General features: G+C 73.4%; 16 protein-coding genes. 3 read left to right on the top strand and 13 right to left on the bottom strand.

Annotation, left to right across the window (positions count from 1 at the left end; all coding sequences use genetic code 11):
* The first annotated feature begins 1 nt into the window (after position 1).
* Both PH203_RS13115 and PH203_RS13120 read left to right on the top strand, forming a co-directional pair.
* Positions 2-415: a thioesterase family protein gene (locus PH203_RS13115; protein WP_289920059.1), complete on the top strand. Its 414-nt coding sequence runs from the start codon at positions 2-4 to the stop codon at positions 413-415.
* A complete protein-coding gene (locus tag PH203_RS13120) occupies positions 412-1,086 on the top strand; it encodes a hypothetical protein (RefSeq protein WP_289920060.1) in 675 nt (224 codons plus the stop codon). Before PH203_RS13115 ends, PH203_RS13120 begins: the two co-directional genes overlap by 4 nt.
* A 23-nt stretch (positions 1,087-1,109) precedes the next feature.
* Here PH203_RS13120 and PH203_RS13125 read toward each other — a convergent pair whose 3' ends face one another.
* The 4 genes from PH203_RS13125 to PH203_RS13140 all read right to left on the bottom strand — a co-directional run bounded on the left by PH203_RS13125 (position 1,110) and on the right by PH203_RS13140 (position 9,019).
* Positions 1,110-2,090, bottom strand: a complete 981-nt coding sequence (locus tag PH203_RS13125) for an ABC transporter ATP-binding protein (RefSeq protein WP_289920061.1) — start codon at positions 2,088-2,090, stop codon at positions 1,110-1,112.
* Between the two features lie 205 nt (positions 2,091-2,295).
* On the bottom strand, positions 2,296-5,073 hold the full coding sequence (locus tag PH203_RS13130; protein WP_289920219.1) for an ABC transporter permease: 2,778 nt from the start codon (positions 5,071-5,073) through the stop codon (positions 2,296-2,298).
* A 1-nt stretch (position 5,074) separates the two neighbouring features.
* Positions 5,075-8,401: an ABC transporter permease gene (locus PH203_RS13135; RefSeq protein ID WP_289920062.1), complete on the bottom strand. Its 3,327-nt coding sequence runs from the start codon at positions 8,399-8,401 to the stop codon at positions 5,075-5,077.
* A 213-nt stretch (positions 8,402-8,614) separates the two neighbouring features.
* Positions 8,615-9,019, bottom strand: coding sequence for a globin (locus PH203_RS13140; RefSeq protein WP_289920063.1), 405 nt, complete (start codon positions 9,017-9,019; stop codon positions 8,615-8,617).
* A gap of 138 nt (positions 9,020-9,157) precedes the next feature.
* Between PH203_RS13140 and PH203_RS13145 the strand changes: the two genes are divergently transcribed.
* Positions 9,158-10,198: a methyltransferase domain-containing protein gene (locus PH203_RS13145; RefSeq protein WP_289920064.1), complete on the top strand. Its 1,041-nt coding sequence runs from the start codon at positions 9,158-9,160 to the stop codon at positions 10,196-10,198.
* 480 nt (positions 10,199-10,678) lie between these two features.
* Here the strand turns inward: PH203_RS13145 and PH203_RS13150 are convergent, their stop codons facing one another.
* The 9 genes from PH203_RS13150 to PH203_RS13190 all read right to left on the bottom strand — a co-directional run bounded on the left by PH203_RS13150 (position 10,679) and on the right by PH203_RS13190 (position 24,391).
* A complete protein-coding gene (locus PH203_RS13150) occupies positions 10,679-12,457 on the bottom strand; it encodes an FHA domain-containing protein (protein ID WP_289920065.1) in 1,779 nt (592 codons plus the stop codon).
* Between the two features lie 70 nt (positions 12,458-12,527).
* Positions 12,528-13,874 (bottom strand): VWA domain-containing protein, encoded by a 1,347-nt coding sequence (locus PH203_RS13155; RefSeq protein WP_289920066.1) that lies wholly within the window; start codon positions 13,872-13,874, stop codon positions 12,528-12,530.
* A gap of 97 nt (positions 13,875-13,971) precedes the next feature.
* Complete coding sequence (locus PH203_RS13160; RefSeq protein WP_289920068.1) at positions 13,972-15,324, bottom strand: PP2C family serine/threonine-protein phosphatase; 1,353 nt, start codon at positions 15,322-15,324, stop codon at positions 13,972-13,974.
* On the bottom strand, positions 15,325-17,907 hold the full coding sequence (locus PH203_RS13165; RefSeq protein ID WP_289920069.1) for a serine/threonine-protein kinase: 2,583 nt from the start codon (positions 17,905-17,907) through the stop codon (positions 15,325-15,327).
* Positions 17,904-19,238 (bottom strand): hypothetical protein, encoded by a 1,335-nt coding sequence (locus tag PH203_RS13170; RefSeq protein WP_289920070.1) that lies wholly within the window; start codon positions 19,236-19,238, stop codon positions 17,904-17,906. The genes PH203_RS13165 and PH203_RS13170 overlap by 4 nt, the downstream gene beginning before the upstream one ends.
* Before the next feature lie 80 nt (positions 19,239-19,318).
* Positions 19,319-20,404: a glutamate ABC transporter substrate-binding protein gene (locus PH203_RS13175; RefSeq protein WP_289920071.1), complete on the bottom strand. Its 1,086-nt coding sequence runs from the start codon at positions 20,402-20,404 to the stop codon at positions 19,319-19,321.
* Positions 20,405-20,418: 14 nt separating this feature from the next.
* Positions 20,419-21,831, bottom strand: a complete 1,413-nt coding sequence (locus PH203_RS13180; RefSeq protein ID WP_289920220.1) for a hypothetical protein — start codon at positions 21,829-21,831, stop codon at positions 20,419-20,421.
* Between the two features lie 332 nt (positions 21,832-22,163).
* Positions 22,164-23,135, bottom strand: a complete 972-nt coding sequence (locus tag PH203_RS13185; protein ID WP_289920072.1) for a BadF/BadG/BcrA/BcrD ATPase family protein — start codon at positions 23,133-23,135, stop codon at positions 22,164-22,166.
* On the bottom strand, positions 23,126-24,391 hold the full coding sequence (locus tag PH203_RS13190; RefSeq protein WP_289920073.1) for a 6-phospho-beta-glucosidase: 1,266 nt from the start codon (positions 24,389-24,391) through the stop codon (positions 23,126-23,128). Before PH203_RS13190 ends, PH203_RS13185 begins: the two co-directional genes overlap by 10 nt.
* Positions 24,392-24,395 lie beyond the last annotated feature (4 nt).

Below are 24,395 nucleotides of genomic sequence, written 5' to 3' on the forward strand. Positions count from 1 at the left end.
CTTGCGGCATATCTACCACTGCCCGCTGCGCTGGGCGGACATGGACGCATACGGCCACGTCAACAACGTGGTGTTCCTCCGCTATCTGGAGGAAGCCCGTATCGACTTCCTGTTCCGCCCGGAGAAGGACTTCAAGCAGGGGTCCGTGGTGGCGCGCCATGAGATCGACTACAAGCGGCAGCTCGTGCACCGGCACACTCCGGTGGACATCGAGCTGTGGGTCACCGAGATAAGGGCGGCGTCCTTCACCATCTCCTACGAGGTGAAGGACGACGACCTGGTGTATGTGCGCGCCTCGACCGTCATAGTGCCGTTCGACTTCGAGGCGCAGCGGCCGCGGCGGATCACCTCCGAGGAGCGGGAGTTCCTGGAGGGATACCGGGATGACGACGAGGAGGAGGCCGTCGCCGCATGACGGTCCTCCACCTCGCCGACGAGGGGGAGGCGGCGGACCTCGCGGCCTTCCTCTCCCGGTTGCTCCACTACGACCGTGGGGCCGCGGTGCGTCTTCAGGCGGCCGGTACCGCGCTCGCCGTCTTCGGGCGGCCGCCGTCCTTCGAGGTGCTGGCGATCCGCGCGGCGCGGCTGGCGAAGCCGTATGAGAACGGGCTGGACGCCAGCCTCGATGTGACCGTGTCCGCGGGGGAGTTGCTCGAGTCCGTCGACGAGGTGGCGGCGACGGCCGTGGTGCCGGGGGCCGTCACGGGGCCGCCCTGGGCGGGGGTGCTTCCGCCGCGGGGCGGGTGGCAGCCGGTGCCGGGGCTGCCCGCGGCGGACGCGTTGCGGGCGATGGTCGGTTCCGGGGTCGCCGAATTCCGGGCCCGTACCGGGGAGTTGGCGCCTGAGCTGCGTACCCGTGCCGAACTCGACCGGATCGGGCGGGAGATCTGGTCCCGGAGCGTCGGGGACACCCGGCTGCCCGTGCGAGCGGTGCATGCCGCGCAGTCGCTCGGGTTCCTGCGGGCCGGGGGCGGCGGGGAGCTGGCGTTGCTGGCCTCCGGGGCGTGGCTGCGGCTGCGTACGCCCTTCGGGTCGATCGCCGTGCGGCGGGCGGGACTCGGGGCGCTGGATGTCAGCGTGCGCTGAGTCGTCCGGGCTCCTTCAGGTCTCTAGGCGCGGCCGTTGTTGCGGTCGCGGTCGCTGTCGTCCGGCCATACGCCGATGTGGTCCGGTTCCAGTTCCAGGGCCACTCGGTCGCGCATGCCGAGGGCTGCCGTGTACTCGGCGGGGAGCTGGAGGCGGCTGGCCCGGTCGAGCATGGCGTATTCGCGGGCCACGACGGTCTCGTGGCCCGTCGTCTCGTCCACCTCGCTGCGGCGCAGTACCTCCGTGGAGGTGCGGCCGTCCCGGATGGCCACCGTGCGGCGGACCTCGCCGGCCACGGCCTGGTCGTGGGTGACGATGACGATCGTCGTGCCCAGGTGCTCGTTGGCCGTGCGGAACGCCGCGAAGATCTGTTCCGCGGTGTGGGAGTCGAGTTCGCCGGTGGGTTCGTCGGCGAGGAGGACCGCGGGGGAGTTGGCGAGGGCCACCGCTATCGCCACGCGTTGCTGCTGGCCGCCGGACATCTGCTGGGGGTGGCGGTCCCGGCAGTCGGCCACGCCCAGGAGGTCCAGGAGTTCCAGGGCGCGTTCCGTCTGTGCCTTGCGGGTCTTGCGGGTCGCCTTCGTGGCCAGCTGCATCGGGAGCGTGATGTTCTGGGCGGCCGTCAGGTAGGGGAGCAGGTTGCGGGCCGTCTGCTGCCAGACGAAGCCGACGGTCTTGCGGCGGTAGGCCAGGCGGTCCTTCGGGGTCATGGTGAGGAGGTCGTGGTCGGCGACCCGGGCCGCGCCGGCGGTGGGGGTGTCCAGGCCGGCGAGGATGTTCATGAGGGTGGACTTGCCGCTGCCGGATGCGCCCACCAGGGCCATCAGTTCGCCCTCCCGGACGAGGAGGTCGAGGCCCTGGAGGGCTTGGACCTCTATGCCGTCCGTGGTGAAGATGCGGACGAGTCGGTCGCAGGTGATCAGGGCGTCGTGGCCGTAGGTGGGGGTGTTGCGGGCGGTCGCCGCGCGGGTGGTCAGGTCGGCGAGGGTGGGGTTCGTGGTCACTTGGGGCTCCTCGGGGCGCTGGCCGGGGCGGGGGGTGCGGCGCGGGTGAGTGCGGCGGGGGCGGGTGCGGCAGGGGTGAGGGTTGCTGCCGGGGTGGAGGCACTCGCCCGCGCCGGCGGGGTGCCGCTCTCTTCGGGGCGGGAGCGGCCCCAGCGGCACGACTGCCCGCAGCTACGGTGGAGACCGAGTACGGCTTGCCGGGGGCTCATCTCGTGTCCCCCGCCCGTAGCTCCCTCACCGAGCCCCGTCTGCCCGACCACCAGGCCTGGACGCCGGCCACACCCACCGTCATCAGGACCACCGCCGTTGCCGGGATCGCCAAGGACAGGGGGGACGTGCTCAGTTCGGCTCGGCCTGAGGGGGCGGCCGGGGCGGAGGAGGCCAGGGCGATGGTGGTCAGGTCGATGCCGGGGGAGAGCAGGATCACGGTCGCCCAGCCGGTCAGCGCGCCGCCCACCGCCGCCAGTACCGCCTGCGGGAGGGACTCCAGGATCAGCAGACGGCGGCCCTGGGAGCGGGTGAGGCCCATGGTGCGGAGGCGGGCCAGGAGGGCGGTGCGTTCGGGCGCCGCGCGCAGGAGGGACAGCAGCAGGGCCAGCACCGCGTAGCCCGCGCCCGCCGCCACCGCCGCCGTGTAGATGTGCTCGGCGCCGGACTGCAGCGGGGAGTTGACGTACGCGGACCTCTCCTCCGCGCGCAGCTGCACATGGGCCGTATCGGGCGCGGCCTTGCGCAGGGCGGTGGCGTCCACCCCGGAACCCGTCAGCAGCAGCGTCGTCGGGCGTGCCGCCGCCTTCGGCAGGCTCGCCCGGTTCACCAGCAGGAACTCCGTGCCCGCCACCGCAGGGGTGCGGTCGCGGATCTCGGTGATGCGGACGGTGATCTTGCCGCCGCCGTCCGGGAGGTTCACGGGGAAGGGCCGGGTGCCGTACGTCGCGGCGACCGTCGGGGAGGCCACCGCCGGCACGACCTCCCCGGTGCCGACCGTCAGATCGGACTCGGCGAAGGGGCCGAGGCCCGTCCGTGCCGCCAACTCCGTGTAGGCCGCCGGGTCCACGCCCACCACCGGTGCCGACTGGCGGCCGTTGTCGAGCTGGGCCAGGTACGCGATGCTCACCGGCGTCACGGCCGTCACGCCCGGCACCTGTCGGACCCGGTCGGGCAGGGCGGACGGCAGGGGCTCGTCCGCGTCCACCCGGGCGTCCGCGCCCACCGTCACGAGGGCCGCGTGGTCGCGGGCCTCGCTCACACCCGTCAGGACCGAGCCGCCGAAGGCCGCTGTCGTGAGGGCGGTGAGGAGGGCCAGGAGCGGCAGGACCGCCGAGGCGGAGGTGCGGCCCGCGCGGGCGAGGGAGAGATGAGCGACCACGCCCCGCAGGCGGCCGGCCGGGCGGGAGAGGCGGCGCAGGGGGAGCGGGTAGACGCGGACCAGGACCAGAGCCGCGATCACCCCCGTCAACACCGGTGCCACGGCGGAGAGTTCGTCGCCCTGCGAGCCTCTCCGGCGCAGGGTCTCCACCGCCGCGAGGGCCAGCACGAGGAGGGTCAGTTCGGCGACCGTGCGGCGGCGGGAAGGCCGTACCGTCGCCACGTCCTCGCGGCCGGTGTGGATCCGTACGACCCGGTGCGCGACCACCGCGCGGAGGGGGAGGGCGGCGCAGGCCGCGGCCGTGACCGCGGCGGCCGCCGCGATCGCGTACGTCGTCCTGCCCTCCGGGACCAGCAGCAGGGCCGCCGTCAGGCCCAGCGCGCCGGCCGGGACGGCCGTCGTCGCCGTCTCGGCGAACAGGCGGGCCGCGAGGCCCCGCAGGGAGGCGCCGCGGGCGCGCAGGAGGGCGAGTTCGCTGCGACGGCGCTCGGCGGCCAGGCCGCCCGCCATCAGCAGGACCACCGCGGCCACCGTGCCGGCGCCGAAGGCGGCCACCGCGACGAGCGGGGAGACGCCGTCGCGCAGGCGGTCGTAGGCGGTCAGGATGTCGTCGAGGTCGGTGTCCGCGTCGGTCATGGGGCCGGTCGACTCGCGGATCTCGCGGAGGACCGGGCCGGACTCCAGGGAGGCGACCGCGGCCTTCAGCTCGGCGGCGTCGTAGGCGTGCAGGGCGTCCGTCACCGGGGCCAACTGCCAGTAGGGCAGCGGGATTCCGGGGGTGCCCAGCAGCGCGGGGGCCGCCTCGGGGGCGAGCAGAAGGGCGCCGAGCCAGTACTTCTCCGACGGCAGACCGGGGATGGGGACCTGGGCGGGCCGGTGCAGGACCGGATGGGTCGACCAGTAGGCGCCGGACGGGTCGCGCGGGGTGACGATGCCGGTGATGCGGACGGTCAGCGGGTCGCGGCCCTCGCCGGGTACGTGGATGCGTGAACCGACCTTGATGTGCAGGCTCTTGGCGGTCGCCGCGCTGACCGCGGCCTCCACCTCGGGCGTCCGCGCGCTCACCGCGTCCTGCACGATCGGCAGCCGGCCCTCGACCTTGCGGACATGGTCGGCGAGGCCGTGCTGGGCGACCAGGGTGACCTGGGCGGGCGCGCCGGAGGGCCGCGGGAGCCAGGGGTCCGGCACCTCCATGCTGGAGGTGGTTTGCGCGCCGTACGTCGACTGGGTGCGGTCGATGACGAGGGGACGCTCGATCACGGCGAGGATCTTCGCGTACTGGGCGGCCAGGTCCGAGGGGTCGAGATCGTCCTCCGAGAGGAAGCCGTACTCGGGCTGCGCGAACAACTCCACGGTCGTCCGGCCGGGGCCGGCCTGCTCGACGGCGTGGTGCAGGCCCTCGTCCTCGTAGCGGTCGACCGTGCGCGGGAAGGCCGCGGCGAGACAGGCGGTGAGCGCCACCATCAGGGCGAGGGCGAGCGCCGCACCGGGCGCGGCGCGCAGCCGGGTGCGGATCCAGGGGGCACGCACACGAGGGGCGCGGACCCCGGGCGTGCCGGACTGCTTGGTACGGCTCCGGGGGATACGGCTCCGGGGCGTGCGGACGGACTTCATCTCACTCACTGCCCTGCTCCCTCAGTGCCACCACCGGATTCGCCCGCCGCAACGCCAGCACCCCCGTCACCACCAACGGCGTCACCGCCACCGCCACCAGCAGTACGACGACCCGCGGCACCGGAAGCTCGACCAGCACCCCGGGCACCGGCCGGGTCGCCTCCGTGGTCAGGACGACCAGCGGGATCACCGCCCGTGCCAGCACGGTGCCGAGGGCCGTGCCCACCAGCAGGGCCAGCGTCACCAGCACGCCCTGCTCGACCGCGATCGTGCGGGCCAGCCTGCGCCGCGGGGCGCCCAGGGCCCGCAGGACCGCGAACTCCGAGTCCCGCTCCCGCAGCGACCCCGCCGCGCTCACCGCGAACCCGAGCGCCGCCAGCGCCGCCGCGACCCCGGCCGCCGCGGTGAACGCCGCCTCGGGGCCCGCCCCGAACGCGTCGTCGCGCAACTCCGCGGCGATCTCGTCGCGTACGACGACCTGCGTGGGGTCCATGTCCGGGCGGTCCCGCAACTCGGCCGCGACCGCGGCGGCCTTGCCCCGGTCCGTCTCCAGCCACCACTCCGTCGGCGTCACGCTCTCCCCGTACCGCGCCTCCAACACCCGGTTCACGGACCGCAGATCGACCAGCAGGGCCCCGCCGTCCGCCCCCGTCGTCGGCAGCGCCGACACGGCCGCCACGATCCGTACCGGCAGCGTCCGGCCGCCGAACGCCACATCCACGCGCTGCCCGGTGCGGGCGCCCACGGAGGCGAGGTAGCGGTCGGTCGCCACGGCCGTGAGCTGCGGCGGGGCGGGCTGGGCGACCTGCATGCGGACGGTCAACGAGGCGATGACATAAGGGTTGTCGGCCGGGAGGTACCCGGTGCCGAACTCGACCCCCGGCGCCCCCGCCCCGCGCACCCGGGGCTTGCTCGGGAGGTTGACGCCGTCCAGCTCCTCGACGATCCCGTCGGCGAGTGAGCGGACCGTCCAGTCGGCGGGCAACGGCACCTGCCGCACGGACCGGTCGGGTCGTACGGCCGTCAACCCGCCGAGCGTCAGGCGCTGTTGCTGCGCCTCGCCGACCGGGACGGGCTGGACCAGCTGTACGTCCGTCAGCGTCAACGGGCCGGAGGGGACGGCGAGTTCGAGGGCGTGCGGGCGGCCGTCGCCGACGAGGGTGCCCGCCGGGACCCGGTAGGGGGTGCCGTAGCGGTCCTCCAGGGTCACCGTCACATCGGTCACGGTGTCCGCCGAGGCGCTGTCCAGCGTGGCCGTCAGACGCAGCCGGGACGTGCCCGCGGGAATCTTCGCGCCCGCCGTCGTGCCTTTCGGGCCGAGGCGGGCGAGCAGCGGGCGCACCGGCTCGGAGGCGAGGTCGGAGCGCATCAGCACGGTGTCCGCCGAGTGCGCGGTGTCCAGAGCGAGGACCGTCGCCGTGCGGTTGCCGGACAGGGGCAGCTCGGAGCGTACGGCGGGAGCGGCCCGTCGTACGCCGTCCAGGGCCGCGTACTCGTCGGTGCGGCCCAGGTCGTCCTGGCCGTTGGCCGTGACGCGCACCGGCACTCCGGCGCGGAAGTCGGCCTGGTCGTCCTGCGAGCGGTTCCAGGAGGCGCCCTGGGCGATCGCCAGCATGCCGAGGGCGACGGCGAGGACCAGCAGCAGCACCGGGCCCGCGCCGCGTCCGGGGCGGCGGCCGATCTGCCAGCCCGCGAGGGCCGCGGCCAGCCCCCGCCCCGCGGCCGCCCGGCGTTCGGCGAGGCGGGCCAGCGGGGGCAGCAGGCGCAGGGTGAGGACCGTACCGGCGAGGAGGGCGAGGGCGGGGGCGGCGACCAACAGCGGGTCGACGCCGAGGGCGCCGATGGGGGTCCCCCCGCTCGAACGAAGTTGAGAGTGGGGGATGTCGCCGGTCACCGCGCCGGTGGTCTGGCTGCTGAGCTGCCAGTACGCGACCCCGGCGATCACCAGCAGTCCGATGTCGGCGCCCGAGCGGACCGCACCGGGCAGCGCGCGGGCCCGGCCGCCCCGCTCGAAGGAGGCCGTCAGCGCGGGCAGCGTCACCGCGAGGGCGCAGCCCAGCGCGACCCCCGCCGCCACCAGCCAGACGCCGAGGCGTCCGCCCGCCGGTACGTCGATGCGGAGGCCGATCCGGGCCAACGCGCCCTGTCCGGCGAGCAGTCGGGTCAGCGGTCCCGCCAGCAGCGGCGCCAGCGTCACCGCGGGGACGGCGAGCAGCAGCGCCTCCAGGGCGGCCAGGCCCGCGACCCGGGGCCGGGAGGCGCCGCGGGCCAGCAACAGCCGGGTCTCGCCGGTGCGTTGGGAGCTCAGCAGCCGGGCCACCAGGAGCAGCGCCCAGCCCGCGAGCAGCGCGAGCTGCAGCGCGACGATCAGCAGGGTCGAGCGGGAGACCAGCAGCGAGCGGTCGATCCCGTCGAGGACGGCGGGCAGTTGGGTGGTCACGGCCGTCGTGCCGCTCAGCGCGGGCTCGCCGCGCAGCGCCGCGGTCCCGCCGCGGGCCGCCTCGCGCAGGGCGTCGATCCGGGCGGTCGTCATCGACGAGAAGTCGGCCGTCGCCAGCCAGCCCGACGGGCCGGTGGTCACCCGGCCGCCGGTCAGGGTCTCCGGAGCAGTGAGCAGGGGGCCGTACGTCGTGAAGTCGACCTTGTTGACGCCGCGGCCGCGCAGGTCGTCGAGGAGCTGCCAGTACGAGTCGTCCGCGTGGACGGGCCGGTACAGGCCGACGATCTCGGCGGTCACCTTCGGGCCGCCGAGCCGGTCGACGAGGGTGAGTTCGGCGCCGGGCCGCAGCTTCAGGAGCCGGGCGGCGGACTGGGGGAGCGCGACCTCGACCGTGGAGGAGGCCGACGAGGGGGGCGTCGAGGAGTTCGCCGAGGGGGGCGCCGAGGGCGTGCGGCCCTCGGTGATCCGCACCTGCGTGGTGTCCAGCGCCGCGAAGTGCGTCAGATCCGGGTCCCCGGAACGCTCGGCGGCGGGCTGGAGCGAGCGGGGCAGCGCGTACGGACCCGACCGCGTCAGCTTGCGCACGGTCACCGGCAGACCGTCGAAGGTCTTCCGGGCCCCTTCGCGTACGGCGGTGTCGGCGGCCGCGCCACCGTCGGCCGCCACGTCGGCCTCGACGACCAGAGCGGTGTCGGCGGCGTTGCGGGAGTCGTTCAGCGAGTGGCGCAGGGCGGCGTCGCCGATCGCGCCCGAATAGGCGGTGAGGGTGGCCAGGACCGCGGTGGTCAGCAGGACCGCCAGCAGGGCGGCGGCGAGCAGTGGGCGGTGTGCCCGCGCCCGCAGGAGGACGAACCTCGTGAATCCCCCGAACGCCCCGAACCCCGTCACTCCGACCCGGCCCCCCGCCGTGTTGTCCAGACCTCCCGGTGATGTTGTCAGAGGGAGGCGGCGAGGGGTAAGCGTTTGTGGGGCGGGCTTGACCGGATCGTGATCGGAATTCGGCGTCGAATGACCGGAATCCGGGACTCAGGGGGGTGGGCGGGGCTCGGTGGGGCCGTCAGGGGTACGGGTCGGTGGGAGGGGAAGTGGTCAGCGGGGTGGTCAGCCGGCCGTGTTCACCATCGAGGCCGCCGCGTACGTCAGGTAGTTCCACAGCGTGTGCTCGTGCTCCTCGGACAGGCCGAGCTCCTCCACGGCGACCCGCATGTGCTTCAGCCACGCGTCGTGCGCCGCCCGGTCCACCTGGAACGGGGCGTGCCGCATCCGCAGCCGCGGGTGACCGCGGTTCTCGCTGTACGTCGTCGGACCGCCCCAGTACTGCATGAGGAACAGCGCGAGGCGCTCCTCGGCGGGGCCCAGGTCCTCCTCGGGGTACATGGGCTTCAGGAGCGGGTCCTCGGCCACACCCTCGTAGAAACGTCGGACGAGGCGGCGGAAGGTCTCCTCCCCACCGACCTGCTCGTAGAAGGTCTCCGTCTGAAGCGTGCCGCGCCGAATCTCTTTCACCCGTCCATCGTCTCAGACGCGGTGGACGAGGACTTGGGGCTTAGGACCTTCCCCAGGGCGCTTGCTCAGGAAGCGGGAATTCCGGATCGGTCGGCTGCGGTGCTCGCTTCGGGGGCGGTCGCGCAGGACAGTGGAGACATGGGTGCGCACGCTCTCCACGACGGCAAGGGCGACAAGGACGGCAGGGACGGCAAGGGCGACAAGGGCGACAAGGACCTGGACGTCCTCGCCGCCGAGGCGCGGGCCGCGCTCGTGCACCAGATCGAGGTGAGCGGGGCCTGGGCGGACGACCCGGTGTGGCGGGAGGCGTTCGAGGCGGTGCCACGGCATCTGTTCGTGCCGTACTACTACGTCGGCGTCATGGGCGGGTACGAGCGGCGGTGGGGGGAGAGTCCCGATCCGCAGGCCCGGGAACGGTGGGTTCGGGGCGCGTACGCGGACGCTCCGCTGGCGACCCGGTTGCGGGACGGGGAGCTCGTCTCCTCCAGCAGTCAGCCCTCGCTGATGGCGATGATGCTGGCCGCGCTGGAGGTCGGCGACGGGGACCGGGTGCTGGAGATCGGTGCCGGTACGGGGTACAACGCGGCGTTGCTGGCGCACCGGCTGGGGGACGACGATCTCGTCACGACGATCGACCTGGAGCCCGAGATCACCGAGGCGGCCCGGCAGCATCTGGCCGCCGCCGGGTACCGGCCGGTCGTCGTCACGGGGGACGGGGCGCGGGGAGTGCCCGAGCGGGCCCCCTTCGACCGGATCATCGCCACCTGCACCCTGACGTCGATTCCGCAGGCGTGGCTGGCCCAGTGCAATCCGGGCGCCCGGATCCTCACGCCGCTCGCCACCGGGTTGATCGCGCTGACTGTGCGGGACCGGGGGTATGCGGAGGGGCGGTTTCTGCATACGCCCGCGTACTTCGTGCGGTTGCGGGGGGAGGGGCGGCGGGAGGAGTCGGAGCCTGCGCGGTTGGGTGGGGTGCCGCAGCGGGCTCGGGAGCATGAGCTGTTCCGGTTCCTGCTGGTGCTGAGCAGGGGGAGTCTTGATCCGCAGGAGGCCTATCAGCTGTGGGAGCGGGAGGGGTGGCCGTTGCGGGAGCGGTATGGGGTCACGGTCAGTGGGGGGTGTGAGTGGGCCTGGCTGGATGATCCGGCGGGGCCTTATGTGTGGCCGCTTGGGGGGTGAGCGGGGGGTGGGGGTGTGTGGGGTGGGGGGTGAGGTCGGGGGTGGGGCTGAGGTCCGGGGATGGGCTGAGGTCGGGGTGGGGGCGCTTGCCCGCGCTGGCGGGGTGCCTCCCCCAGAGGGGGGACCCCCAGCGCCCACCCGTGCCGCCCCAGGCGGCACGCATGCCCGCAGGCTCGGTGGGGTGGGTGCCTGTTGGTCAGGCGGAGGTGCGCAGGTTGGGCGGGGTGGGTGCCTGTTGGTGAGGCGGAGGTGCGCAAGCCGAGTGGGTGCTCACCGGGCAGGCGGGGACGTGGAAGGGGCCGGACGGTGTGCGTCCGGCCCCTTCTTTCTGCTGCTGGTCCGGTCTAAGCGGATCCACTGAAGTCGACTGCGGTCCGGCCACGCCCTGAACGGGCGCTGGGGCTGTATACGTCAGCAGCTCCGCTGCGGTGCGCGACCAGCCACGACGGCGCCGCAGCGGACGTACTTCCAGCGGAGCGCTCAGCCCCGGCGGACCGTGATCGTCGTCCACGCACCCACGTGTACGCGGTCGCCGTCCTGGAGGGGGACCGGGACGAAGGGCTGGATCGGGTCCTCCGCGCCGTTGACCGTCGTGCCGTTGGTCGAGTTCTGGTCGACGACCGCCCACGTGCCGTCGGGCTGCTGGACCAGTACCGCGTGCTGGTGCGAGACGCCCGGGTCCTCCGGCGGGACCGACAGGTCGATGTCGGGGGTGTCGCCGGTGGAGTGCCGGCGGCGGCCGATGGTGACCTGGTTGCCGGTGAGCGTGCGCTGCTGCTCCGGGGAGTACGCGGGGAGGTTGAGCCCCGCGGCCTCCGGGCCGGAGCGCTGCATCATCGCCATGAAGTACTCACGGTCGGGACCGATGGTCGCCGTCCAGGTCGCGGGCCGCTGCGGGTAGCCGGGGCCGCCGGGTCCGGGCGGGGCCTGGGTGGAGCCGGGCTGCGGGTAGCCGTAGCCACCGCCGGGTCCGGCACCGGGGCCACCGGGTGCGGTGGAGGACGGCGGGGAGATCACCCAGTCGTCGTCACCGCCGCCGAAGCCGCCGGGAGCGCCGGGGCCGGCGGGCGGGGTCGGGCCGGGAGGCGGGGGTACCGGGCGCGAGGGGTCGCCGCCGAAGGCGGAGGGGGCGCCGGGGGCACCGGGACCACCCGGACGGCCGGGGCCGCCGGGTCCGTCGAAGCCACCGGGGGCACCCGGACCGCCGGGGGCGTTCGTGCCGCCGGGGCCGCCCGGGCCGTCGAAACCGCCCGGACGTCCGGGGCCGCCAGGTCCACCGAAGGCGCCGGGGCCGCCGGGTGCGCCAGTGCTACCGGAGCCGTCGAAACCGCCAGGTCCACCAGGTCCACCGGGGCCGCCCGGTCCTCCAGGGCCGTCGAAGCCGCCGGGGCGACCGGGACCGCCAGGACCGCCGAACCCACCAGGCCCGCCGGGAGAGTTGGGGCCGCCCTGTCCGCCGGGGCCGTCGAAACCGCCGGGGCGACCTGGGCCACCAGGCCCACCGGGGGCATTGGTGCTGCCAGGTCCGCCCGGACCGTCGAAACCACCAGGTCCACCGGGTCCACCGGGCCCGCCGAAGCCACCGGGACCGCCGGGACCACCCGGACCGCCGAAGGCGCCGGGGCCGCTGGGTGCGCCAGGTCCGCCGGGACCGTCGAAACCGCCAGGCCCGCCGGGGCCGCCCGGACCGTCGAAACCACCGGGGGCACCCGGACCGCCAGGTGCACCAGGTCCGCCGGGACCACCAGGGCCGCCGAAGCCGCCAGGGCCGCCCGGGCCGGGCGGAGGCGGTGGGCCGGACGGGTCGTTGCCGAAGGGCGGGATCGGTTCCGCGGGGCGGTTCATCTGGGACGGGCGGGAGCCCTGGTACTCGTACGAGTCGCCGGCGCCGTAGGACGCGCCGGGCGGCGGGCCCTGGAAGCGGACGCCCGGGCCGGGGGCCGGCGGGCGGGGGGCGGCGGGGGTGTACGACGTGGCCGTGTTGGTGAGGAAGTTCCAGCGGCACTCCTCGCAGAAGGGCGCACCGCCCTCGCGGGGCGTGCGGCACTGCGGGCAGAGTTCCGGCTCGGGGTCCGGGACCGCGGAGAGGTGCGAGCGGCCGCCGGGCTGGCCCGCGCCCGGAGGGGGCGGCGGGAAGCCGTAGCCGCCGCCGGGGGGCGGTGGGGGCGGGGGCGGAGGTACGGCACCAGCCATGCGGTGACCGCAGACCTCGCACCAGTCGTCGGAACCCGACTGGTGTCCGTTCGGGCAGGTCGGCATGTCGGCGCGTCCCCCTCTCCTTCTCTGTCCTACCAGGGTCCTGTGAGGGGCCCGCTAGGTCACTTTCCGGTCACTTCTTTACACGAACAGTCTTTGTGGACCGCGTCTCGAGAGTCATCTCGTCCGCTTCCGCGACCTTCGCCTTCAACCGCACAGTACCTGTCGCGGCATCGACCACGTCCACCACCTTCGCAAGCAGTTTCGCAGTATCGGCGTTGCCGGAGGCGCTCGCGAGCTGAACGGCCCGGCCCAGTTTGGCCGTTGCTCCATCCATATCGCCCGCTTTGCGGAGGTCCAGACCCTGTTGGATGGCTTGTGCCAGTTCTGCCTGGCCGGTGTAGTGGGCGACCTGGGGGTTGATGGAGGTCGAGGCGACCATGTCGTCGGTCCAGACGGCCCGTACGAGACCCTGTGCGCCCAGGTTCTGCGCGCTGCCGTCGGGTTGCGGGACGACCAGGGAGACCCGGGCGGCCAGCATCTCGCGGCCCAGTTCGGCGGAGGGGACCTCGACGCAGACGTGGTAGTCACGGGACTCGTCTCCCCAGGAGCCGGTGGGGTAGTCCCCGGCCCGCGGGCCCGCCTCGGTCCGGCGGTCGGTCAACTCCTCGACCGTCGGCGCGACTTGCTTGACGAACTTGATGGCCGTGTCGACCGGGGTCCACACCCGCAGGGCGACGTCCGCGACCTCCTTGCCCATGGCCGCCTCCATCATCTGTGTGAAGTCGGCGGCGAGCCCGGACGGGTCGGCAACGATGTCCGCCGTGCCGAGCAGCGCGGAGGCGATCCCTGTGACTTCACTCACTTCCCAGTCGGTGCCCACGCCCCGGGCGTCACAGGTGAAGCGTCCGGCGCAGGAGTCGAGGGCGGCCTTGAGGTCCTGGGGCGACTCGTGCTCGTTGCGGCCGTCGGTGAGCAGGATGCCGTGCCGGATGGTGACGTCCGCCGAGGACAGCAGCCGGTCGGCCAGTCGCAGCCAGGTGCCGATCGCCGTCCCGCCGCCCGCGCCCAGCTTGCGCAGCGCCTGCTTGGCCTGGTCGCGGGTGGTGGCGTCGGCCACGGCGAGGCGCCCGCCGCCCGGGTAGACCTCCTTGGCCACGTGCGTGCCGCCGATCACCGCGAAGTGCACCCCGTCGCGCAGGGTGTCGATGGCGGCGGCGGTGGCGTCGCGGGCGTTGCGCATCTTGGTCGGCGGGTAGTCCATCGAGCCCGAGCAGTCGACCATGATCGCCACGGCCGCGTCCGGGCCCTGCCCCGCGGTGTAGAGATGGGGTGCCCCGACCGCGCTGCCGATCGTGCCGCCGCCGGTCGCGGTGACCGTGACGATGGCGTTGACCTCGCGGCCGCCCTCCGGCAGGTACTCGTTCTGATAGACGTCCACTGAGAACTGCGGCACGTTCGACTTCGAGAAATTGGCCATGCCTGATCGATTCCCCCTTGAAACCCCACGGTTGCGGGGCAACGACTGTGAGCGGACCGGTCCCCTCCGGTCCGTTGAGGCGTCCCCGTAATCGGCCTCAGGCCGATCCTGCCCCCTGCGGCGGGGTGGGGAACGGCACGACGGCCACTGTTACGTTGTCGTGGCCCCCGCCGTCCAGGGCATGCCCGACGAGCACCTGCGCGCTGTGCAGGGGACGCACCGCGGCGTCGAGCGGTACGGCCTCGGCCATCTCCTCGGCCGCCTCGGCGTAGTTCCACAGTCCGTCGGTGCACACCACCACTACACCCGCACGGTCCGGCTTGAAGGAAGCGGTGTGCGGCTCCAGTTCGTAGGCGTCCGCGCCGAGCCAGCCGGTGATCGCGTGGGCGCGCTCGTCGGCGTACGCCTCCGCCTCGTTCATCAGTCCCGCGGCGACCATCTGCGCGGCCCACGAGTCGTCCTCGGTGAGCCGGGCCGGGGGTGAACTGCGGTCGACCGGGACCCAGTAGGCGCGGCTGTCGCCGACCCAGCCGACGACCAGCAGTCCGGCGGCCACCACGGTGCCGACGATCGTGCAGGCCGGGGCGTTCTGGTGCGGGGCGTGCTCGCGGGCCGTGGCGGGTTCGGCGGCCAGGGAGTTGACCGCGCGGGAGGCGGCGACGATCGCGTCGTGCATCGCCTGCTGCGGGTGGGTGCCGAGCGGCAGGGCGGCGAGGATCGACTCGCTCGCCGCACGGGAGGCGGCCAGCGAGGCGTCGTCGGGGCGGGTCGCGGAGGAGACGCCGTCGCAGACGATCGCCACGGCGGCGGGGGAACCGTCGGGCAGGGCGGCGTTGCCGATGGCGAACGCGTCCTCGTTGCGATGGTGGCGCAGACCCCGGTCGCTGACGGCGGCGATGGGGCCGGCCTCCAGCTCCATGTGGTCGCGTTCACGTGGCTGGGCGTGCCCGCAGTTCTCGCAGTAGCCGTCGTGGTCGACCCGGCCCGCACGGCAGGCCACGCACACCTTCACGCCCTCCGCCGGGGTCGGCGTCTCGGGCGCGACCCGTGGGTCGGGCGCCTGCAGCGGGTACTCGTCGGGCTCCGGCGGACGGTCGAAGCGCACGCCGGTGACCGGGGAGACCGGGGAGCCGCTGGGCGGGAGCTCATGGGCGGCGGCCGACAGGTCGTGGCCGCCGGAGTCGGTGCCCGCCAGATCCGTCGGCAGATGGGTGCCCGGCGGGGTGTCGGAGCCGGCCGGCTCGGAGGCGAGCGGCCAGGCGACACCCTCGGCCGGGCCCGAGCCGTTGGCGTTGACGCCCACGGCGATCGTCGGGTCGTCGTCCGGCAGCGCGGGGACGGCGGACAAGTCGTATCCGCACGCTCCACAGAAACGGTCACCCGACTCGAGGGGTTCCTCGCAGATCGGGCACCTCGAAAGGGCGATCGGCTGGGGCATCTGCGACATCAACTACACCCACGTCCGGGGGCGGTAACGGTTGGCACGTTCCACCAGGTCGATCCTCTCCTCGCCGCCGCGGGCCAGCCGGGCCAGCGTGCGGTACGAGCGCTCCAGGCCGAAGCGGAGTCCCCGCTCGTCCAGTTCGCTGCCGAGCAGCACCCGGCGGGCGGCCGGGGCGGCGCCTTGGCCACCGGAGAGTACCCAGTCGAGCGCACAGCCGAGGACTTCCGTGGACAACTGCTCGCGGCGCGCCGGATCCAGCCCGTACGCGTCCAGCGCCTCGACCTGTCCCGCGGCCGCGGTCAGGTCGTCAAGGAACGGTACGTCGCCGGCGGCCGCCGTGCGCCCGCGCAGCCGCGCCCGTACGGCGGCCACGCGCGCCGCCGTGTAGTGGATGGACGACTCCGGCACCGACTCCAGCGTCCCTACGGCGCCGCGGCGGTCCCCGCTCGCGAGCTGCACGCGGGCGAGCCCGAACGCCGCGCTGACATAGCTCGGGTCGGTCGACCACACGAGGCGGTAGTACTCGGCGGCGTTGTCGAGCTGCCCGAGCACCTCCGCGCACAGGCCCAGCGCCAGCTTCGGCGCGGGCTCGCCCGGGAAGGCGTCGTAGATGGCGTCGAAGGCGAGCGCGGCGGCCTCGTGGTCGGCGGTCACCAGCGCGGCGACGCCCTGGTACCACACCACCCGCCAGTCGTCCGGCCGCTCCTCCTCCAGCCGCCGCAACGCCTCCAGGGCGGTGAACGAGTCGCCGTTCTCCAGCCACGCCCGGATCTGCCTGAGCCGTGTCTCCACGGACTGCGCGGGCGCCGCGGCGAGGGCGCCGAGCAGCTCGGCGGCCGCGGTGGCCATGAGCCCGGCCAGGAACCCGGCGTTGGGATCGGAGGGGTCGACGCGGGGCACGGGAAGGGCCAGTGCCGCAGCCGGTGTCCCCACGGTTCTGACGAGCGACTCGGCGCTGCCGGGGGCCGGGACGGCTCCGCCGCCGGGAGGGGCGGCCGCGCCGTTGCCGTTGCCGGCGGACAGCCTCGGGAGCGGGACGGAGGCGGGGGAGCGGCGGCGCGTGGCGCCCACCCGGGCCCCCAGCCGGGAGACCTCCCCGTCCATCTTCGGGAACAACTCCGAGTCCGTCACCCGCAGTTCGGGCCCGAACAGCGTCGACAGCGACGGCCGGGCACGTCCCGTCTGGAGGGACACGACCTCCCGCAGCACGCCCGTCAGCTGCTCGGCCATCTCCTGCGCGGAGGCGAACCGCCGGGCCGGGTCCGGGTCCGTCGCGCGGACCAGCAGCCGGTAGAAGGACTCGTACTGGCGGAAGACCTCGATGTGGTCGGGGTCGGGGAGGGAGTCCACGAAGACGTTCGTGTAGCCCTGGAAGTCGAAGCTCAGGACGGCGAGCGTGCGGGCCACGGTGTAGAGGTCGGACGCCACCGAGGGGCCCACCTCCGCGACCTCGGGGGCCTGGTAGCCGACCGTGCCGTAGATGGCCGACTCGTCGTCGTCCATCCTGCGGACCGCGCCCATGTCGATGAGCTTGAGCTGGTCCTCGGTCTGGATGGCGTTGTCGACCTTGAAGTCGCAGTAGAGGAGATTGCGGCTGTGCAGGTGGCCGAGGGCCTCCAAGGCCTCGATGCCGTACGCGCAGGCCTGTTCCACCGGCAGCGGGTCGCGCTTGCCGTCCGGGGTGCGGCGGCCGTTGGCGATCTCCTTCAGCGACTTGCCGCCGACGTACTCCATGACGATGTAGCCGTCGAGGGAGCCGGTGCGCTGGTCGAGGTGCTCGACGAAGTTGTAGATCCGCACGATGTTGGCGTGCTCGATCTCGGCGAGGAAGCGCCGCTCGGAGATGGCGGCCGCCATCGCGTCCTGGTCGCCGGTGTCCAGCAGGCCCTTGAGGACCACCCAGCGGTCGGAGACCGCGCGGTCCACCGCGAGGTAGACCCAGCCGAGGCCGCCGTGCGCGAGACAGCCCACGACCTCGTACTGGCCGTGCACGATGTCACCGGAGCCCAGCTTCGGGATGAACGAGTAGGGGTTCCCGCACTTCGTGCAGAAGCCCTCCGTGCGGCCCGGGCGGTCACCGCGGGCGCGGCCCACCGGCGCCCCGCAGTCCGAGCGGGAGCAGAACCGCTTGCGCTCGGGGACCTCGGGGTTCTCCAGGACCATCTCGCGCGGATCGGGCCGCGGTACGTCCGGGACCTGGACCAGGCCCACGCCGAGCCGGCCGCGGGCGCTGGTGTTGGTGCTGGAGCCCGAGCTGCGCACCGACACCGAGCGGCTGGTCGAACGGCCCGACAGGGAGCGCGAGAGACGTCCCGACACCGAACGCCGGGACTTCGACGACTGCGACGACGTACGGGAGCTGCTGCGGCCGCTGCGGCTGCTGGAGCGGGAACTGCCGCTGCCGGAGCCCTTGTTGCTGCCGGTGATGCCGGTAGGCGGGGAACCCACCATGCCTCCCCCAGAGGGGGTACCCCCAGCCGACACCACCGGTGCGAGCCCGCAGGTGTCGCAGTACAGCTCGCCGCCGCCCACGTCCTCGTACGTACCGCCGCAGCCGGGCCGCTGGCAGGTCTGCTGTGCCTCACTCATGACTGGGCCTCCCCCCTACGGTCTTCGGGCCCGCTCTGTTCCGGCACGCGCGGGGTGCCGAGCAGGTCGGCGGCCGCCCGCTGGTAGCGCAGGACGGCCTCTGAGGCGACGCGCAGATCGCAGGGCGCGCTCCACAGCATGCGGCGCGCCGCGTCGTACCGCTCGATCAGGAACGGGTCCTCGGCGAGGCCGTGCCGGGCGACCTTCGCCTTGTACGCGTCCAGGCGGCCGCGCAGCTCCGCGCGGACCGCCAGTGGCTGGGTGACCGCGGTCAACGACTCGCGGGCGCGCAGCAGTTCGTCCTCCGCCTTCTGCTCCAGGGACTCCAGGAGCGGCGAGAGGCGGTGCCACTGGGCATGTCTGCGGTACTCGGCGGCCGTCGCCAGCTGCTCCTGCAGCACGGTCGGCGGGCCGCTGACCACCGGCACCTCCGTGGCGGCGATCTTCGCCAGCACCTCGCCGCGCGCGGTGCGGGCCTCGGCGAGCGTACGGTCCGCGCGGGAGAGCACGTCACGGAGTCTGATCAGGCGCTGCTCGGCGTCCTGACGGACCGTCAGTACGGCGTCGATCTCCCGGCGCACGTCCTCCAGGGCGCGCGCCTCACGGTCGTACACCGTGGTGTCCGGGCGGCCGCCGCCGGGGGCCGAACTGCCCTGTGCGGGCAGCCAGTACGCCAGGGGGTCCGAGATGACCCGTTCGCGCAGCTGCGTCAGGGTGCGGGTGATGCGTTCCAGGTCGTCGCCGGCCGGGTGCTCGCCCGGGCGGACGCCCACCGAGTGGGCGAGCTTGCGGGTGCGCTGGAGCTCGGCGGCCAGTAAATCGATCCTCGCGGGCAGGGCCGACCAGACCGCGTCCGCGGCCACGACCATGTCGAGACTCGTCGCGTACAGCTCGTTCATGCGGTCCACGAGGGTGGAGAGGCTGAACTGCTCGCTGAGCTTGCCCGAATTGCCGTGCAGGGTCGGGGCGTTGGCCGTCGCCGTGGTGCTGCCGGCCACCGTGACCGACTCGCCGCGCAGCAGCTCCGTCAGCTCCGCGAGGTCGCCCTGGCTGGACCAGCGGCGGCGGGACCTGATCTCGCGGGCGGTGCGCAACGCGTCCGTGTACGCGTCGAAGTACGCCCACAGCAGCGTGATCGACGCCTCCGTGGTCGTCCAGCGCTCCTTGGTGACGCCCGTGAGCGCGGCGCCCTCGAGCAGTCTGCGGCCCGAGTGGTCCTGCAGGGCGAGGAGCGAGGTCTCGATCGCCTCGTACTCCGCGCCGAGCCGCGCCAGCGCACGGTCCACCTCGTCCCGGTCCATCACCGGCCCGGGGGGTCCCGTGACGCCCATCGATCACCTCTCGCTGCTGGGTTGTCGGGGTTGGGGTTGGGGGTTGTGGGTTGTGGGTTCGCTTCGGGTCGCGTGGTGCGTCAGCTCTTGCGCAAGTACTCCGGGGCCGACGGTTCCGACTTCGCCGAGTCCGGTCCCAGTGTCGCCGAAAGCCACTTGTCGTACGACGCCTGCCAGCCGTTCGCGGTGTCCTTGCGGTAGTCCGCCAGGATCTGATTGACCCGGCGTACCAGATCGTCCGCCTCCAGGTTCATCGCCACGCCGTAGTACTCGGTGGTGAACGGCTCGCCCTTGAGCTCGACCGTCGGGTCCTGTGCGGCCTGGCTCGCGGCGAGGGCGCCGTCGGTGACCACGGCGTCCGCCTCGCCGAGCTGGAGCCTCACCAGGCAGTCGAGTTGGTTGGGGACGGTGCGGGAGATGTCGGTGGTGGCCGGGAGCGCCTTGCTCTCCTTGTCCTCCTCCAGCTTGCTGAACGCCGTCGAGCCCTCCGCCGTGCAGATCCTCTTCCCGGCGAGCTCGGGCCTGTCCTTCGTCGCGTACCCCGCGATCGCCGAGGAGACCGGGGCGAGGAGCTGCTGGCCGGTCTTGAAGTACGGGGCGGAGAAGGCCACGTCCGGCAGACGGGAGCAGTTGATGGTCATCGTGCGCACCACCATGTCCACCCGGCCCTCCTGGATCGCCGGGATGCGCTGGTTGGTGGGGATCGCCTTGTACTGGACCGCTTCCGGGTCACCGAGGATCTCCTGGGCGATCCGGCGCACCAAGTCGATGTCGAAGCCTTCGAGTTGGCCCTTGCGCTCGGCGTTGGGGTTGCGGTAGCCCCAGCGGTAGCTGTTCTGGTCGATGCCGACGACCAGCTTGCGCTTGTCCTTCGGGCGGGCCTTGATCGCCGCGATCGTCGCTCCGTCCGCGGGGGACGGCGACAGCGTGTACTTCTCCGGGGCCTTGCCGATCTGCGGGTCCCGCTTGCAGGGGTCGTCCTCGGCGCGGGCCTGGCTGCCGTGGGCCACGCCCTGGCCGCCGGTGGCCGTGCCGCCGTCGGACGACTGGGTCAGCGGCAGCAGCAGCGCGAACGCCAGTGCCAGGGCGCAGACGACCGCCATCGCGGCCACCCCGCCCCAGCCCTTCAGACCGGCTCGCAGCACCCGCACACGTCGTGCGTTCATCGTCATGCCCCCTCTCACCTGTACTCCGACAGCCTGCGGCCGATGCCGAGGACCGCGCCCGCCGCGCCCAGGACGGCGAGCACCGCGGCGCCCACCGACAGACCCGTCATCGCGCCCAGTCCGTCACCCGCGGCCCGCTTGAACTCGGCCTCCTCGTGCGTGAGCGCCCTGGCGAGGTTGGCGTCGACGCTGTCGAAGCACTCGCCGGTGGCGCCCTCGGGGCCGATGACCTTGTCCAGCGCCTGCTCGTAGTCGCCGTTCTCGTCCTGGGCGCGGGCGTCCAGGTGGCGCTTCTGCCACTCCGTCATGTTGCCCTCGGCCGCGGTGACCGGCTTCTTGCCGGAGGTGTCGTCGGCGAGCTTCGCGGCTTCGGCCAGGCCCTTGCCGAGGGTCTTCATGTCGGTCTGGAAGCTGTTGTCGTACTTGTCCTTGCTCTCCTCCTCGCCCTTGGCGTTCTTCACCGTCACGGTCTCGGCGCCGCGGGCGACCAGGGTGAGGTTCTCGTTGCCCCGGGCCTTGAGGGAGGCGATGCGGGCGTCGTGCAGGACGTTCAGGGAGCGGACTCCGTGGTCGTAGGAGTCGTTCAGGCCCGCTCGGGCGACGCTGTGGCCGACGACGAGCCAGAGGAGGACGACGGTGGTGGTGGCCGTCGCCGCCACCAGGCCGTGGTTCAGGACCCGGTTCGTACGCCGGTAGTTGCGGTGCTGGGCCCAGGCGAGGCCGGCCAGGGCGACCACGCCCAGGCCTATCGCCGCCCAGGGGTAGGGCGTCGCGTCGTCGTAGTCGGCGCGCAGCCGCTGGTTCTCCTTCTTGTACAGGTCCTCCGCCGCGGGGAGCATGTCCTGCTGCATCTTCTCGTTCGCGTAGCGCAGGTAGGCGCCGCCGACGGGGAAGCCCTGGCGGTTGTACGTGCGGGCGCGCTCGATCAGGCCCTTGTACTCGGGCAGCAGGCGGTTGAGCTTGGTGACCGTGGCCGCCGCCGGGGAGTCGGGGTCCGAGTTCGCCGCGGCCTTGACCAGGCCCGCGGCCGCCTTGTCGATGTCCTCCTCGTAGCGCCTGCGGGAGTCCGCCGTCTCCTGGCCGCCCGCCAGGAAGCCGCTGGAGGCGGCGGTGTTGGCGTCGGCGAGGCTGCGGTAGATGTCGGCGGCGGCGCTGCTGAGGGGCTGGCTCTTGTGCAGGACGTCGTCGGCGGCGGCCTCGCGGTCCGCCATCTGCCAGGCGGTCACCGCGCCGAACGCGACGACCAGGGCGGCGAGCAGGGCGCCGATGATGCGCAGGCGGCCGGGTTCCGTGGTGGCCGCGGTGCGGAGGCGGTCGACGCCCTCGGCGAAGGCCGTGCGGCGGGGCTCCTCCGGTGGCGCTGTGGGGGTGGCGGAGCCGGTGGACACAGGTGTGTCGGGGTGTGCCTGCGGTGGTATCGCGGGCATGGTGGGCATGCCCGGTACCGGTGGTGGTGCCGCGCTGCTTTTCGGCGGGTGTGTCACTGTTGACCTCCCCCATGGTCATCCGTCGCCGCAAGTATCGCCGCCGGGACTGACATCCGCACCGGCCTTCACTGGATCTTGATCGGATTGCAGCGCGGTGCGCGGTTTTCCGGCACGGCTCGGCGCCCCGCACCACCCCCTGCCCATTCACACGCGGGAGGAATCTGTTCGGTTCCAGGTTCGGGTTTCGGGGATGAGGGATGACGGATGAGGGACGGGGGATGCCCTCGGCCGATGCCCTCTGTCGATGTCCTCGGTCGATGTCCTCGGTCGTCTCAGGGTTCGTAGTGCGCCCGCGCCGTCGCCTGTGCCTCCGCCGTGGCGCCCAGGTGGTCCAGGCCGAGCAGCGCCGCCCCCAGGACCGGGCTCGCCGTGACCACCTGTGGTACGGCCTTGGGGGCGCGGGCCGCCAGCAGGCCCCGTATGCCGTCGTCCAGTTGGGGGTGGCGGGCGGCTAGGACACCTCCGCCCAGGAGGACCGGCGTCTCCTCCGCCAGCAGGTCCAGCCGTGTCAGCGCCACCGCGGCCATGGTCACCACCTCGTCCGCCAGCCGGTCCACCAGGGAACGGGCCACGAGGTCGCCGTCCGCCGACGTGGCGAAGAGGACCGGCGTCAGTTCGTGGCGGCGGACGGGAGGTATGCGGTTCAGATGGAGGGCCTCTATGAGGGCGAGCATGGTGGCGTGGCCGAAGTGGGCCGGGAGGGTCCGGGCGAGGGCCGTCGGCTCTCCTCGGCCGTCCTCCGCCCGCGCCGCGTGCCACAGAGCCTCCTCGGCCAGGCCCCAGCCCCCTCCCCAGTCGCCGGAGATACGGCCCAGCGCCGGGAAGCGGGCGGTGCGGCCGTCGGGACGCATGCCCACGCAGTTGATGCCGGCGCCGCAGACCACGGCCACGCCCCGGGGTTCGGTGACGCCGGCGCGGAGGATGGCGAAGGTGTCGTTGCGGACCTCGACCGTCGCGCCCCACCCGCGTGCGTGCAGCGCCGCCGCCAACTGCTCCTCCTCGACGGGGAAGTCGGCGTTGGCCAGGCATGCCGACACATGCTCCACCGAGGTCGCCCCGGCCGCCGCGAAGGCCTCGGCCACCGCCTCGGCGAGCGCGTCCACCGCTGCCTCCACGCCCACCGCGGGCGGTCTGAAGCCGCCGCCGCGGGCGGTGGAGAGAACGGTTCCGTCGGCCGCCACGACCGCCACGTCGGTCTTGCTGTTGCCCGCGTCCACGGCCAGGACACCTGCGGTCATGCCCACGCGAGATGCTCCCGGTTGTGTGCGATCAGTCGGTCGGTGAGGGCGTCGGCGTACTCGTACTGGCCGATCAGGGGGTGGGAGAGGAGCGCGCGGAACACCCGGTCCCGGCCGCCCCGCAGGGCCGCCTCCAGAGCCAGGTCCTCGTACGTCGTCACGGCCGCCGTCAGCCCCGCGTACAGCGGATCGACCGGCGCCACCGGCAACGGCGTCGGCCCGCTGTGCCCCACCGCCGCCTGCACCTCGATCACGGCGTCGTCGGGGAGGAAGGGCAGCGTGCCGTGGTTGTACGTGTTCACCACCTGGTACGGGCTGCCCGTACCGGTCAGGAGCGCCGCGGCCAGGTCCACCGCCGCCTCCGAGTAGTAGGCACCGCCCCGCTTCGCGAGCAGCTCCGGCTTCTCGTCCAGCTCGGGGTCGCCGTACATCTTCAGCAACTCCCGTTCCATCTCCGCCACTTCGGCGGCCCGGGAGGGCTTGGTCGCCAGTTCTCGTACGACCTCGTCGTGCGCGTAGAAGTACCGCAGGTAGTACGACGGGACCACGCCGAGCCGGTCGAGGAGGGCGGGCGGGAGACGGAGATCCGCCGCGATCGCCTCGCCGTGGTGCGCCAGCAGCTCGGGCAGGACGTCCTTGCCCTCGGGGCCGCCCAGGCGGACGCCCGTCTCCCAGGTGAGGTGGTTGAGGCCGACGTGGTCGAGGTGGATGTCGGTGGCGGGGACGTCGAGCAGGGCCGCGAACTTCCGCTGGAAGCCGATCGCCACATTGCACAGGCCGACCGCTTTGTGGCCGGCCTGGAGGAGGGCGCGGGTGACGATGCCGACGGGGTTGGTGAAGTCGATGATCCACGCGTTCGGGTTCGTACGGCGGACCCGTTCCGCGATGTCCAGGACCACCGGGACCGTCCGCAGCGCCTTGGCGAGCCCGCCCGCACCGGTCGTCTCCTGGCCCACGCAGCCGCACTCGAGCGGCCACGTCTCGTCCTGCTCGCGCGCCGCCTGTCCGCCCACGCGGAGTTGCAGCAGCACGGCGTCGGCGTCGGCCACGCCCGCGTCGAGGTCGTCGGTGACGGTGATCCGGCCCGGGTGCCCCTGCCTGGCGAAGATCCGGCGGGCCAACCCGCCCACCAGGTCGAGGCGTTCGAGCGCAGGGTCCACCAGCACGAGTTCCTCTATGGGGAGGGTGTCCCGCAACCGCGCGAAGCCGTCGATGAGTTCGGGGGTGTAGGTCGAACCTCCGCCGACCACGGTGAGTTTCACAAGC

This window comes from Streptomyces sp. S.PB5 (assembly GCF_030403745.1).
Classification (GTDB): Bacteria; Actinomycetota; Actinomycetes; order Streptomycetales; family Streptomycetaceae; genus Streptomyces.

Excerpts from the sequence above, each read along its gene's own strand:
- PH203_RS13170 (WP_289920070.1), bottom strand. The coding sequence starts at position 19,238 with ATGGGCGTCACGGGACCCCCCGGGCCGGTGATGGACCGGGACGAGGTG.
- PH203_RS13180 (WP_289920220.1), bottom strand. The coding sequence starts at position 21,831 with ATGCCCGCGATACCACCGCAGGCACACCCCGACACACCTGTGTCCACC.
- PH203_RS13150 (WP_289920065.1), bottom strand. The coding sequence starts at position 12,457 with ATGCCGACCTGCCCGAACGGACACCAGTCGGGTTCCGACGACTGGTGC.
- PH203_RS13145 (WP_289920064.1), top strand. The coding sequence starts at position 9,158 with ATGGGTGCGCACGCTCTCCACGACGGCAAGGGCGACAAGGACGGCAGG.
- PH203_RS13130 (WP_289920219.1), bottom strand. The coding sequence starts at position 5,073 with ATGAAGTCCGTCCGCACGCCCCGGAGCCGTATCCCCCGGAGCCGTACC.
- PH203_RS13120 (WP_289920060.1), top strand. The coding sequence starts at position 412 with ATGACGGTCCTCCACCTCGCCGACGAGGGGGAGGCGGCGGACCTCGCG.
- PH203_RS13175 (WP_289920071.1), bottom strand. The coding sequence starts at position 20,404 with ATGAACGCACGACGTGTGCGGGTGCTGCGAGCCGGTCTGAAGGGCTGG.
- PH203_RS13155 (WP_289920066.1), bottom strand. The coding sequence starts at position 13,874 with ATGGCCAATTTCTCGAAGTCGAACGTGCCGCAGTTCTCAGTGGACGTC.
- PH203_RS13165 (WP_289920069.1), bottom strand. The coding sequence starts at position 17,907 with ATGAGTGAGGCACAGCAGACCTGCCAGCGGCCCGGCTGCGGCGGTACG.